This is a genomic window from Algibacter sp. Ld11, from assembly GCF_045066735.1.
Taxonomy (GTDB): Bacteria; Bacteroidota; Bacteroidia; order Flavobacteriales; family Flavobacteriaceae; genus Algibacter.
Genome location: NZ_JBISHH010000022.1, coordinates 207,518 through 221,427, shown reverse-complemented (window position 1 = coordinate 221,427; position 13,910 = coordinate 207,518). Strand labels below are relative to the sequence as shown.

Here is a 13,910-nt window from a genome sequence, read left to right as displayed (position 1 = left end):
CTTTTTATTTTTTAGATCTTATGTTTTTTATTAAATCTGTTATTTCTTGTGCATTATTAGTTATTGCCTCCCAATTTTCAGCATGAATGAGGTTACTTTTTGCAATCCAAGAACCTCCTATTGCAGTAATTAATGGCGACTCCAAATATGTTCGAGCATTATTAATATTTAAACCTCCTAATGGAATAAATTTTAATCCTAAATATTGATAAGGTGCTACCATATTTTTAAGGTTATCCATTCCGCCTGAAGTTTCTGCTGGAAAATATTTTAGAACACGGCATCCTTCTTCAATGGCCATTTCTATATCCGTAGGCGTCATAATTCCAGGAGCAAATGGTAGACCTAATTTAATGGCTTCGGCTATAACTTTAGGGTTGCACCCTGGAGCAACAGCAAAGTCTGCTCCTAGGTCTACAACAGCCTTAACTTGATCGGTAGTAAGCACTGTTCCAAAACCTAAAGTTATTTCAGGAACTTCATTTTTTATTAATTTTGCAGCATCGAGTGCTACAGGAGTTCGAAGGGTTAACTCTATAGAGTCTACACCGCCTTTTAATAATGCTTTGGCTAATGGGACAGCATGTTTTAACTCGTCTATAACCAAGACTGCTATAACTCCAGAGTCGTCAATTTTTTCAATAATTTCTGGCGTCATTGCCTTTTGAGTGATTGGTTGCATAACTACTTCTGTATTAAATTTTAGAATTATTTAAAGAATGAATTATAACTGTCTTTTTCAGACAAATTCATCTATACAAAAGAAGTAGAAATTATTTGTAAAAATTGAGCAGAACTTACCCCGTACTTAAAGTATTTTACCTTAAAATAAATATAATGAATATATCTCTATAATACTATTGTATTACTTTGCTTTCGAATAGGTTAAACTATTTAGATTTAAGCTTCCAATACTTGTCCATTCTATCGATATCGTATTTTTCATATTCTCTTTTCAATAACCATAATGGTCTTTCTAGAGTAAGCTCCCAATCAAATAGGTCTTTATACATTTTTTCTAATCGTTCAGGATATTTGTTAGCAAGATTATACTCTTCAGCAGTATCCGTAGCGATATCAAAAAGCATTGCAGGTCTATCAGGAAAACGAATTAACTTCCAATCTCCATCTCTATAAGCTGCTCTATTTTCTTTTTTCCAAAATAATGCTTGATGTGGTCTGTTTTCATTTTGACCTTGTATAAACGGTAATAAATTTACACCATCTACATCTTTTAAAACATCTGTGTTGCCACCTGCTGCTGCATAAAAAGTTGGTAATAAATCAAATGTACTAACGGGGTAATTATAGTTTGAATTTTTCTTTATATGTTTTGGCCAACTCATTACAAAAGGCACGCGTATTCCACCTTCCAAATAATTAGATTTTGTACCACTTAACGGCTTATTGATTGAAGCATTTTTATCAGAAGGTCCGCCGTTATCATTTGTAAATACGATAATGGTATTTTCATACAAATCCAATTCTTTTAATCTATCTATTACATTGCCACAAGCTCTATCCAAAGCTAGTGTCATGGCTGCTAATTCTTTTCTTTTCCCATTGATGTTGGGGAATTTATCTAGATCATCTTGCCTTGACTCTAAAGGGGTATGTACTGCATTAAATGACAACATTATGAAAAAAGGGTTTTCTGTATTTCTTTCTATAAAGTCAATAGCTTTATCAGCAAAAACATCTGTAGCATAAGCATTTGGCTCTTCAAAATTACCAAAGCCGTTTTCCATCATTTTATCTTTGTGATTCTCTGATAGCTTATCCTTATACGCATAGTAACTACGATCTCCACCTCTAAAACCATAAAACTCATCAAAGCCCCTTTTTAATGGGTGATATCGATCGGCGTCTCCTTGGTGCCATTTACCATACAAAGCCGTTTTATAACCTTGTTGTTTTAAATAATCTGCTATGGTAACTTGGTCTAATGGTAACCCCATATCTTCACCTTTTAAACCTGAGTTTTCACTCATAAAACCAACTACATTAATTTCCTCATAACCAAATCTTTGTTGGTACTTCCCGGTTAAAAGCCCTGCACGAGAAGGGCCACAAACGGCATCAGTAACGTAGCCTTGTTTAAATATTATCCCACTTTTTGCTAACTGATCTAAATTTGGAGTTCTTAAATCCTTACTGCCTTGAAATCCAAAATCTCCATATCCTGCATCATCGGAAAACAATAAAACAATATTTGGCTTTTTTTGAGCATTTACCTGCCATTGAATGGCTATAAAAAATAGAATAACATATTTAATTACTTGTATCATGTTTATTGATATTAATTAGAACTCAACGGATTTAACTCCAATATCCTGAAGCCACGATATCCAATTAAGTTGTATAACAAAAAAACAAGAATACAATTACATAGAAGTACTAAAAGTTACCCATTAAATACTATTTTTTACCCTAAACATACAGTTAGATTACAAAATGAATATTTACAAAGAATATCGATATTCTTTTGGAGTACAGTTTATTATAAGCTTAAATTGCTTGTTAAAATTAGGAATTGATTTATAACCTACGGCATAGCAAATTTCTGAAATAGGAAGGTTCTCTTGAACAAGCAACCGTGAAGCATTTCTAATTCTAACTTCATTTAAAAATTCTGTGAACGATTTATTTGTCATTTTTTTAAAGAATCTACAGAAAGAATTAGTCGTCATGCATGCAATATCAGCAATTTCAGTTAATGAAATCTCTCTGGCATAATTGTCTGATATATATCTAATAACATTATCTAATCGATCAGGCTTATCTAAGGTATATTGACGCATATCTGACGTAGATAAAAGCGTTTTATCTTCAACCTTTGCGAGTCTATATAAAACATCTAACAGTTTTATAGATTGCTCACCTGGAGATAAATGAGGTATTTCCATCAATTCATTGTGGAGTTTCTTACTAACGCTTCTACCAAAAGACACTCCAAATTTTGATATATCAAGCAAGTCGTTAATTTCTGAAAACGCAGAATTTTTAAAAGTATCTTCACCTATAAAGTTTTTTAAAAACTTTATAACTATAGTTTTCACTCTAAGCTCATTATTATCTTTATAATACTCGGGGTCATTACGCCAAAGGTGCGGTAAATAACCTCCAACCAAAACTAACTCGCCGGGATAAAAGGGTGCAACACTATCGCCAACAAAGCGGATCCCCGTGCTTTTTGTTACATACAATAATTCGAACTGGGAGTGGTAATGCCATGCAACATCCAAACAAGGAATGTCACGCTCGTCCGCGGTTAACCTCTTATTTATATAAGAATTTGAATCTTTTAAAACTAGTTTCATATCTATAATCTTACTTTTTATGCGTCGCCAATCACATTTATAATTATAATCACCAACTAAAGGCTTGTAGTTAGCAAATTACTGATGCGCAGAACGTGTTGTTTAGTTTAGTTGATTTTGTATGTAAGATAACAAATATCTACAAAACCACAATAAATTAAGTTGTTTTTAACCCCTAATGCGGTATTACAAAGATATATAGATAAGATTAGCGTAAATACATAGCCGCTATTACCTTTTAAAAAGCACTACTATATAAAATTTACACAACACTTTTCAAACTAAACAAATATTACAACAAGGTCGTTAAAAAAAACAAGGTAATTTTTATTAAGTGCATGGTAAAATCTATAAAATATAAAAGACTAATAAACAATAAATTGCAAGAACAATTACTAAATATAAAAAATAATGAAAAAAATTTACTCTACTATTTTATTTGTTTTTGCTTACGTTTCTATAACAAATGCACAAACTACTATTTATGACTCCGCTTTTGATGAGGCCAGCTATGACGATGCAGGCGTACAAGCAGACTTAAATACTCATCCTGATTGGGTAGCGGGACACTTTAATAATAACAGTACTTGGGGTGCCAACACTAACGACCAGCTACAAACAGGCTCTAATTTTGCTTATGCTATATTAGGCACACCAATTACGGGTTCTAATGGTGATGTTATTACGGTTACATCCATAATCATGCTTGGTTTTGATAATCAAGCTTTTGATGCCAATGATACTAATATGACATTGGTTGGACTTTCTCCCGAAGCTGCACCTAATGCATCATCTGTGCTTGGACAACAAAGAGAAGGTTTAGTCGTTCAGGCGCAAGCAAGTACTTCTAGCGTAGATATTAATAATGCTGGTGGCACAGGAAACCTTGCACCCTCTAATCCATCAATTAGCCAAGCTAATAAATCTGCTTATGAAATTATCATGGAATTTAGCATTGGTGTAGACGCGGCATCTTCTAGCAAAAAAGTAAGAATTAAAAATGTAGGCACTTCTCAAGAAACGTCTATAACAGCTACTGCTGGAGGAATAAGACAAGAAATATACAATGCTATTACTGGTTCGGGTGCTTATTATTTTAATTGGTCTTTAGGTTTTTTTCAGGGTGGTGATGAAATTAACAGAATTGTCCAAAATAGACTTATAATTACAAAAAACACACCTTTATTATCTACGAACACAGACAGTAATTTTAAATTTGATATGTACCCCAACCCTGTTAAAAATATATTACACATTAATACTATAGAAAAAGTTAATAAAGTTGAAGTATTTGATTTGTTAGGCAAAGCGGTTTTAACAGTAAATAATGCTAAAGAGAGCATTGATGTTTCTAGTTTAAATAATTCTCTATACGTTATTAAATTAACTTCTGAAAAAGGAGCATCAACAAGAAAATTTGTAAAAAAATAGTTTAGTTAGTTTAGTTAGTTTTAGTTAAAAACGTCTCTTCCATAAAGGGGCGTTTTTTTATGCAATAAACCGTTTAACTCTACGGCTATTAGGTTTAGTATTTCAAGCAACTTAATATTTTCACTAATTATAGCCTTTATAAAAATGAAAGATCTCCAAAGTAAGAATAACAACTATGTATTACCGACTCCCTTTTTTTGAACGTTAAATTATTAACCCTCCGGCTATTCGATTACAGACTTGATTTAAGCCTTTCAATAATAAATCTATTACATGCAAAGGCTTAAAATTTCATTTTTATGATTACTTTAAAACATCGATTATTTAAGTAGTAATTCTTATAAGTCATTGATATCGCACTTTAGAAAAGTATTCAAAGCCATAAAAAATAATTAATTTGTTTTTTTGTTGAAAAGAGACAATGATATAAAACAAAAGATAAATATTACCGAATTTTATAACTAGAAGTTTGCTATTATCAAGCAAAAAAAAAGGATAAAACATATACAATGCTTTATCCCTTTTTACTACTAACTAAACGTCACTTCGAAACTAATTATATACTTCTTTTTCAGAAATTTTAATTTGATATTCAATCTGTGTATCGGTTACAACGGTTAATGTACCTTCTCCTGTTGTTTTATCTGCTGAAATCCAATATCCTACAATATCATCACCTATTAACTTTGCTACAGAAATCTCATAACTGGTATCTGTAGATGTATCGGCATAACTGGCCGATGTAAAACTTGTAACATTTACATTGGTGGAATATTCAATAATTAAGTCTTTTTCTCTGTAAATATTTATTGCAAATGGGGCATTTACCCCAATAATATCCGTTAAAGCATACACAGGTGTTAACTCCACATTTGGTTCTATAAACGGTGACTCCTCATCGCAACTAAAAAATGTCACTAAGACTACCGATAATAGCCCTAATAATTTTATTATATTTTTCATATTATATTTTTTGATTTAAAATTCTCCTTGGGTTTTAACTATGAGAATTATTATTCTTATTTAAAAATACTTAAGGTCTTACTTCTACTTCTTTTAATGAAAAATCGTCTAAAAACATAGTTTGTCGTGTTGATCCAGCATTTGGATTATCAGCAGGGTTTATGTTTAAAGTAATTTTAAGTTTTGTCGTAATAGCGGGCACTGTAATTATATTTTGAACTTTAACCCATTCGCCTTTAATAGTATCCCCTCCTGAGTCTACAGGGAAGTTCCAAACTTGTGCAAATTCAGGAACAATATCTCCAAATGTTCTAAACATATCTAAATTATTGTCTGGCTCTAAATACACCATATAAGAAACCGCATAAGTTCCTGCAGGTATATTATCAATATTTCCTAATCCGTAAGAAAAAATTTGAAAAGGTTTGGATAAACCATCAACAGAAAATTTTAAACTAGAATCTCCATCGAAGGCTCTTTCATTACTCCACGACCAATTGGGGTCATCGACCGTGCCATTAGCACCAACCCAGTATAACCCATTAGGTGTTAAAAAAGCTCTATTTAAAGACCCTCCGCCTTGTGCGTAAGTGGCCCAACCTCCAGACTTTAATATGTTGTTTCCAATGTGCATAACTACCGGCTTTGCATCAAATGCTGCAAGCGCTCTTTCATCGGTAGACATAATTCCTCCACCTCCGCTGTAGGATACTGTTATAACATCAGAATTATATATTGGTTGAGATAAGTTCAATTCTATAAAAGTACCGTTATCACTTTTTACATGTGCATTTTGCACTGGAATAACTTGATCAAAACCAGTAGCCGCATTAGTTACATGTACTGTAAATTTATCTTCTTCTCCCGAAAAAGGATCTACTTCTCCGGTTACCCTAAACGATATTTTTTCACTTTCATCTTCTGTTAAAAGACCATCAAACACAAATGGTAAAGACGATTGAATTACTTTAATTTTTAATGGTACTAATTTAGTTTCAGAATCTGTTGGCAAAGGAGCAACACGCATGGATCTAAAACTTCCTGTGTAGGTGCCTAATCTAAAAAATTTAATGAAAGCCTCTTCCTGGTTTGTTTGACTTGGTACACCGTCGGCAAACAGCCATTGTCTACTATTAGGTCTATCATCTGTTGTTAAATCTACAAAAGTTAGTCCTGCTGCTGCCTCAACTTCAATCTCCGGCCACGTAGACATATCATCAATAGATGGCATATCTTCTTCAGTAATACTAAGTATTTCTACACCATCTTGCAATACTTTAAAAGCAGGTTTTAATTTGCCATATACATCAAATATAAATTTTGTATCGACAACATAGAGGCCATTTTCTTCGTATAAATTAGCTTCTATATTATCACTATTTAAATAATCTTCAGAAAAATTAAGCTTTACAGGATTTTCAAACTTATTTAATAAAGTTACTGTATTTAACCCTTTATTTCTAAAAAACACATGGGCCTTTTTCTCTGTAATTGACGCCCCTACATTTGTATTAATAAAAAGCGGTAAAGAGTCTGTACTCTTATAACCTTCCTTTAAATAATTATTTCCATCTTCAATTATCCACTCATGGCTCACTTCTCCGATAGACAAATCGAAAAATGACATAAACGTATCTATATTTACATTGTATGGATCATCTGCATTTTTACTTAGACTTAGAATCCATGATGCATCGGACAACTCATCTTGCGGCGTAAAGGGAGCGAATTCATTTTCTTCGCAACTTGCAATAAAAAGCGAACTAAAAAGAAGCATTATTATTCCTATTTTTTTCATAATATTTTTTTTTTAATTAAGGCCAGTATTCGTATTAATCTCCGACTGCGGTATTAGATAATACTCGTTCTTAGTTTCATCATAATTCTCTGCAGAAATATCAAATTCATAATCAATCACTTTAAAAAGTCCTGATGTTGGTTCCTCTGTTTCAATAGAAGGAAAATTAAATTTCCATTTAAGAGCACCTTCTGAATCGAGATATTGAAAATGAACGGCATAAAATGTTGTATTTGATAATTCGGTTAATCTTTCTTTTAGTCCATAACCTTCTGATTTTTTCCATCTTAAAAGATCTAAAAAACGAATATTATTTCCTTCTATAGATGTTTCAAGAGGTTTTTCAACGCGCATTAAATGTTGCATTAACGATTGTGCAGTATAAACCTCATCATCATAACTATGACCAAGATCTGAACCTGCTGAGCCTAATAATACAAGCCCCCATCGTTTTCTAATGTCATTTATTAAATCTAAAGCATCATCAACCTGTCCTGTTTTTATTTTACATTCAGCTTGCATTAAAATCACATCTGCTAATCTATTTATTGTAATATTTTTGCTCGAAAATGCTGTTCCATCAGGTAATAATGATTCTGAAGCATATATATCATGATTTGTATGATGTTTCCAATATCCAAAACCCCATGCGGTTCCATGAAATTTATTATATATGGTGGTTGGTTCTTCATAATATAATGTTTGATAATCATCTACAATAGCAATCATTGCAGAAGCTCTTAAAGGCACGTTTCTAAGTGCTTGAACACCTGTAATTGGATGTGGATAATAATTTCTTGAATCTAAAGGATCCATGGGCTCATTTTTATAAGCACTCACAGCCCAAGCAGGAGCAAACGCAGCGCCTTTGACACTATTGCTGGTAAGTTGATTTAACCAATTGGTTCCAGAAGCACCATCCCACGGAGCAAGAGATACATCAATATTATCAGATGTGAAATTTATTTCAAAAATAGATTCATTATTAAATTCTCCTGCTGTAGTGAAAAGTTTAGACATATCATATTCCAACTCATAACCATGATTATTAATAACATCGTCAAAATAGGTCATCGCTTTTGAGTAATTTAACTCTTGAAGGTAGCTAGACCCTAAAATTGTTCCAGCAGCACCAGACGTAACACGGCTTAAATCGCCATCTGGGTATTCACCTTTTTTATACAAATTGGCATAAGCATATTCTAAATCTTCTCTTACAAAAGCTAAAACATCTGCAGCTGGCGATAAACCTTTGGCAAATTCGTCTTTTGTTACAGGTACTTTATCGCGTAAAATTATACTACCGCCATTATACGTTGTGTATAAAAAATAATGAAATAAACCTCTAAAAAAACGAGCTTGTGCCATTTGCGATTTCCATTCTGCCTCATCATCTACTGTTCCCTCTAAATTTAATAAAGCTTTAATAACTTGATTTGCTCTAAAAATACCTAAATAATTAGTTCTCCATTTATCTGAAGTTTCATCTGAACTCTGTGTATAGGTATGAAGATGAAAATTTTCAACTCTATTTGGTATTGGTCGTCCATAACCAGGATATCCCATATCTGACCTCAAAATTTCTTGATTTTTAAGAAGGAGCGTATGGCCATGTAATGTTTTGTATGTAGCATTTAAGCCTGCGCCGGTATCTGATAAATCTTTCCAGAAATTGGCTTTTGATATTTCATTAGGGTTAATTTCTTGCAAAAATTGATTGTCATCGCAAGAGGTCATTAAACCTACTACAAAAATCAAAATGTAATATTTTAAATTTATTATTTTCATGACTACAATGTTTAAAAATTAAAATTCATTCCAAATAAATATTGAGCTGAAGTAGGACCAGTTCCTTTATCTAGTCCACGACCAGCAATACCTCCTCCTACTTCTGGGTTATATCCAGAGTACTTAGTTAAAGTTAAAGCGTTTTGAGCACTCACATATAGTCTTAATCTATTTATGCCTAACTTATCGCTAACCTTTTTAGGAAGACTATACCCTACTTGCACTTGTCTTAAACGTAAATACGAACCATCCTCTAACCATAAATCACTATACCCAATAAAGTTTCTATGATTTCTAATATCTTGACGATAAGTTGGTATTGGTGTCACAGGGTTTGCTTCAGACCATTGATATAACAAATCTTTATGTCTACCAAAACCATAAGACCAAGCATTAAAACCGTTCATAATTTCTTGCCCTAAAGCAGCATACCAGTTCATTGAAAAATCGAAACTTTTGTAATTTGCACTAAACGTATATCCTATTTCATATTTGGGTAATCCACTACCACTATATACACGATCGTTATCATCTAAAACACCATCAGGGTTATTATCATTGAACATAACATCTCCCATTCTAGCATTAGAATCTAATAATTGATAATTGGCTAGCTTTTCTTCAGTATCTGCAATTCCATTTGTTGTCCATAGATAAAATGCACCAGCCTCACGTCCTACAGCAAGGGCTGTAACTCTAGATTGATCTGAAGCACGACCAACCAAACCAAAATCGTTTGTAAATAAAAAGTCTGTATCTCCATCAATTTTTGTTATTTCGTTTTCATTTGTAGAAAACGTACCATTCATTCTCCAGTTTAACTTACCTGTTTTGCCACGGTATCCAACGGTTAGTTCTGCTCCTTTATTAGTCATATTACCAACATTTAGAGTTACTGATGCATTATCAGGTCCACCGGCAGAAAGTGGTAAAAAAACAGGAAATAACATATCTTTTTTATCTGCGTAATAATACTCTGCAGCCACAGTTAATTTATTTTTGAAGAATCCTAAATCTATACCAACGTTTGATGTTGTTGTAGTTTCCCATTTTAATAGTTCATTAGCAAAATTCACTTGAGAACTGCCTAAATTTAACGATTCGTTAGTACCATTAAATCCTACGTAATTAATATCTTGCTCTATACCAGGTGAAAAGGAATAAGATCTTATTCTATCATTACCAACAGATCCATTAGAAAGTCTTAATCTAAAATTATTTACAGTTTTCTTTAAAGATTTCCAAAATGGTTCATCTGAAATATTCCAAGCTGCAGATACAGATGGGAATGTTCCCCATTGATTATCTGCCCCAAACTTAGAAGATCCATCTCTACGAATACTTGAACTTAACAAATAGCGTCCTTTATAATTATATTGTACTCTACCAATAGTACCAATTCTAGTATCAGTATAATCAAAGCCCGAAGTTACACTCTCTGTACCTGTTGCCAAATCAAAAACATATCCTTCCGGATTTGTTACTCCCAATTTTTCTGCGGCAAAGGCCTCATTTTTATACCTTTCTGTAGTAGCAAACAATGTAAAGGTAAGCCCATGGTCATCAATTTGTTTTTGATAAGTTAAACCAGCATCTACACTCAACGAGGTTCTAAAAGCACTATTTCGTCTAATATAGCTTGAGTTTGGATTGTTTTGAGGATTTCCAGTTGAAGTAAATCTAGCTTGGAAAGGTTTAAAACCACTACCATATGTATTAGTAGAAGTAAGACCAGAATTAACAGACAATTTTAAATCATCTAATATATCGTAATCAATTCTAACTGATGCATTCGCTCTAACTGCTTTACTATCTTGTTTTATCTGTAAGCTTTCCACTACCCACCCTAAAGTGTTAACCTCAGGACCATTACCGGCATCCAAATCATCAAAATTATCAGCATCAAGACCATTTTGAGTTGGTTTATAAACAATAGCCTGTGACAGCAAATTACCTACAGGAATATCTCTTTTATCTATAGATAAGCCAAGACTAGTTTGAATTCTTAATTTATCTTTTTCATATACTGTATTGGCACGCGTGTTAAAACGCTCGTAAGCAGAATTTCGTTGAAGTCCCTCTTGATTAAAAAATCCAAAATTTACATTGTAAGTAATATCATTTGATCCTCCTGAAACGTTTAGGTTGTAATTTTCAGTTGGAGCATTATTATTAAAAACAAGTTCATTTAAATCTGTTTCATTTTGAAAGTTATAAGGCTGTAATGTTAAAGGTAAAGATGCACCAGCATCTTCATCAAAAGCGCCTTGAGTATTTCTAAGCGTAACAATATCAAAGTATGTTTGTTCAACCGAATTCATTAAAGGAACTGCAGCTCTTCTATTTTGAATGGCATAACTTGCATTTAATCTTACTTGTAAAGTACCTGGTTTACCTTGTTTTGTTGTAATAAGAATAACTCCAGTTGCTCCACGAGAACCATAAATAGCCGTTGAAGCGGCATCTTTTAATATATTAATACTTTCTACATCTGAAGGAGCAATTCTAGGATCTCCTTCTTGAATAATTCCATCTACTACATAAAGCGGTGTGTTATCTTCTAAGGTAGTAATTCCACGAATTAGAATTTCAGAATCGCCCCCTGGTGTAGAAGACGTAACCACATTTACACCTGCTGCCTGACCTTGTAATGCAGATGCTAAATCTGAAGTTACAATTTTTTCTAAATCTTCAGATTTCACACTAACTACAGCTCCTGTTAGTTCCTTTTTCTTAACGGAACCATATCCAATTACAACAACCTCGTTTAACTGGCTTAGTTCTTCTGATAAAGTAACATTTAATTGAGTGCTTGTAACAGTAACTGTTTTTGAAGCCATCCCTACATAACTAAATACAAGCTGATCTCCAATGGCAGCTTCAACAGCGTAGTTTCCATCAAAATCTGAAACAGCTCCAACTGGTTTACCTTCTTTTAATACAAGAACAGCAGCACCTGGTATAGGCATACCATCATCACCAGTAATAATACCTTTTACAGTTATACTGTCCGTTTGAGCGAACAGTCCAGAATGTAATACTAAAAACATTATGAGCAAATAACGACTCAACAAGTTTTTAGAATTAAATAAGTTTTTTAATTTCATTTGTTTTAGTTTAAAGTTTTAGTTCAATTTTATTTAAATAAACTATTTGGTGATAATTCAGGATGTGAATTAAAAAAATAAATATTTATAAAAATTATAAGATTTGGTAAATTTAATTCTAAACTACACATTGGAAATATCAATATTTACCTTTCCCATATTCAATTTTACCTTAAATTATAAATTATAACTTTTTGACATGTTTGAATAATGCTTAAGGCAATTTTATTAGAATTTGGCTAACAATGACTGAAGAAATAATTAATTATAAAATTTGAAGATATAGCGATTTGGTGCTTGATTTTAAAACTAGTATCTACTAAATTAAGGATAAGTAAGAGAATTTATAAATGTTAAAACTAATCAGTAAAACTTTTATAAAACATTATTATAGTTTAAAAGTCAATAACCATGTCAAGTGCCTTATCAGCATCTTTTCTCATAAAATTAGCTTGATAAAGCATAGTTGTAGTAACCGAAGAATGTCGATATAGTTTTTGAAGCATTTGAATAGGGATTTTATCACCCGAAATATTACCAAAACTATGGCGAGCAATATGCATCGACATTTTTTTATCTATACCTGCTTGCTCGGTAACAAGCTCTAACCTCCTGTTAAAGTTTCTTGTAGTTGTTTTTATTCTTGTTCTTACGCGCTTCTTATCATTTAAATTAACGCCTTCTAACTCTCTAAACAAATAAACAGAATCTTCTTCTCTTTCTAATTTACCGAGGATTTTAGTAACTTTATCAGGGATTTTTAAAGACACTAATTTGTTGTTCTTAGCCATACGATAATGTAAACGCTCGTCATAAAAATCTGCCCACTTTAATTGTAATACATCACTTATCCGAATTCCTGCAAAATAAAAACTAATTAACCATCCATTTAAAGCATACTCTTGAGCTTGAGTTAAACCTTTTAAATTCTCTAAAGTCTTTATTTCTTCTCTATTTAATCCTATCTTTTTTGTTTCGGGAAACTTAATTTGAAATTTCCCTTTTCCAAAAGGGTAAGACTCTTTCTTTATGATGCTTTTACTTATTCCCAAATTATAAATAGTCCGAAGCGTAATCATATAATTAGCCACAGTACGTGCAACCAAATTTCTTTTACTTAACAGAAAATGTTCAAATTGTTTTAGGAGTTCAATATTCAGGTCTTTAAAATCAAGTTGATCATTTTTTAGAAATTCTTTAAACACAGTTATACGACCAATTTCAATATCCAATTGATGAAACTGCTTTCGGTTTCTTATGTTTACCAAGTAACTCTCGGCTACTTTAAAAAAATCGTTATCATATTTCGATACAATCTGATTTTTTATCTTTTTTGAAGATAAATCCTGCGCTTCAATCTCTTCATTAATCAAACTTTTGTTGGCTAAAGATAGTTTTGAAAGTATAAGCTGATTAATTTCTAAATGATCTGGGTGCGATTTTTTTACCCTTCTATTTTTGGCATCCCACTGCTTCAATTTAAAGGACTGTCCAATATAAATA

General features: G+C 32.3%; 9 protein-coding genes. 1 reads left to right on the top strand and 8 read right to left on the bottom strand.

Features of this window, described 5'->3' with window-relative positions; genetic code table 11:
- Positions 1 to 4 precede the first annotated feature (4 nt).
- The 3 genes from ACJJV4_RS09020 to ACJJV4_RS09010 form a co-directional block, all read right to left on the bottom strand.
- Positions 5 to 682 (bottom strand): bifunctional 4-hydroxy-2-oxoglutarate aldolase/2-dehydro-3-deoxy-phosphogluconate aldolase, encoded by a 678-nt coding sequence (locus ACJJV4_RS09020; protein ID WP_304404335.1) that lies wholly within the window; start codon positions 680 to 682, stop codon positions 5 to 7.
- A gap of 208 nt (positions 683 to 890) precedes the next feature.
- Positions 891 to 2,288, bottom strand: a complete 1,398-nt coding sequence (locus ACJJV4_RS09015; RefSeq protein ID WP_405293592.1) for a sulfatase-like hydrolase/transferase — start codon at positions 2,286 to 2,288, stop codon at positions 891 to 893.
- 174 nt (positions 2,289 to 2,462) lie between these two features.
- Positions 2,463 to 3,320 (bottom strand): AraC family transcriptional regulator, encoded by an 858-nt coding sequence (locus ACJJV4_RS09010; RefSeq protein ID WP_405293590.1) that lies wholly within the window; start codon positions 3,318 to 3,320, stop codon positions 2,463 to 2,465.
- Positions 3,321 to 3,731: 411 nt separating this feature from the next.
- On the opposite strand from ACJJV4_RS09010, the gene ACJJV4_RS09005 reads away from it, so the two are divergent.
- Entirely contained in the window at positions 3,732 to 4,751 is a 1,020-nt protein-coding gene (locus ACJJV4_RS09005; RefSeq protein WP_405293588.1) for a T9SS type A sorting domain-containing protein, read from the top strand.
- A 552-nt stretch (positions 4,752 to 5,303) separates the two neighbouring features.
- On the opposite strand, the gene ACJJV4_RS09000 is transcribed toward ACJJV4_RS09005, so the two are convergent.
- The 5 genes from ACJJV4_RS09000 to ACJJV4_RS08980 all read right to left on the bottom strand — a co-directional run bounded on the left by ACJJV4_RS09000 (position 5,304) and on the right by ACJJV4_RS08980 (position 13,903).
- A complete protein-coding gene (locus ACJJV4_RS09000) occupies positions 5,304 to 5,714 on the bottom strand; it encodes a hypothetical protein (protein ID WP_405293586.1) in 411 nt (136 codons plus the stop codon).
- Positions 5,715 to 5,784: 70 nt separating this feature from the next.
- Positions 5,785 to 7,512 (bottom strand): hypothetical protein, encoded by a 1,728-nt coding sequence (locus tag ACJJV4_RS08995; RefSeq protein WP_405293584.1) that lies wholly within the window; start codon positions 7,510 to 7,512, stop codon positions 5,785 to 5,787.
- A gap of 12 nt (positions 7,513 to 7,524) precedes the next feature.
- The gene (locus tag ACJJV4_RS08990) at positions 7,525 to 9,300 is read right to left on the bottom strand and encodes a RagB/SusD family nutrient uptake outer membrane protein (RefSeq protein ID WP_405293582.1); all 1,776 of its coding nucleotides are present in this window, start codon (positions 9,298 to 9,300) and stop codon (positions 7,525 to 7,527) included.
- Positions 9,301 to 9,311: 11 nt separating this feature from the next.
- Positions 9,312 to 12,407, bottom strand: coding sequence for a SusC/RagA family TonB-linked outer membrane protein (locus ACJJV4_RS08985; RefSeq protein WP_405293580.1), 3,096 nt, complete (start codon positions 12,405 to 12,407; stop codon positions 9,312 to 9,314).
- 395 nt (positions 12,408 to 12,802) lie between these two features.
- Positions 12,803 to 13,903: a tyrosine-type recombinase/integrase gene (locus ACJJV4_RS08980; protein WP_405293762.1), complete on the bottom strand. Its 1,101-nt coding sequence runs from the start codon at positions 13,901 to 13,903 to the stop codon at positions 12,803 to 12,805.
- Between the last annotated feature and the right edge of the window lie 7 nt (positions 13,904 to 13,910).

What these genes read in the sequence shown, in the direction of transcription:
- ACJJV4_RS09010 (WP_405293590.1), bottom strand. Translation starts at nt 3,320, where the DNA reads ATGAAACTAGTTTTAAAAGATTCAAATTCTTATATAAATAAGAGGTTA.
- ACJJV4_RS09000 (WP_405293586.1), bottom strand. Translation starts at nt 5,714, where the DNA reads ATGAAAAATATAATAAAATTATTAGGGCTATTATCGGTAGTCTTAGTG.
- ACJJV4_RS09015 (WP_405293592.1), bottom strand. Translation starts at nt 2,288, where the DNA reads ATGATACAAGTAATTAAATATGTTATTCTATTTTTTATAGCCATTCAA.
- ACJJV4_RS08990 (WP_405293582.1), bottom strand. Translation starts at nt 9,300, where the DNA reads ATGAAAATAATAAATTTAAAATATTACATTTTGATTTTTGTAGTAGGT.
- ACJJV4_RS09005 (WP_405293588.1), top strand. Translation starts at nt 3,732, where the DNA reads ATGAAAAAAATTTACTCTACTATTTTATTTGTTTTTGCTTACGTTTCT.
- ACJJV4_RS08995 (WP_405293584.1), bottom strand. Translation starts at nt 7,512, where the DNA reads ATGAAAAAAATAGGAATAATAATGCTTCTTTTTAGTTCGCTTTTTATT.
- ACJJV4_RS09020 (WP_304404335.1), bottom strand. Translation starts at nt 682, where the DNA reads ATGCAACCAATCACTCAAAAGGCAATGACGCCAGAAATTATTGAAAAA.
- ACJJV4_RS08985 (WP_405293580.1), bottom strand. Translation starts at nt 12,407, where the DNA reads ATGAAATTAAAAAACTTATTTAATTCTAAAAACTTGTTGAGTCGTTAT.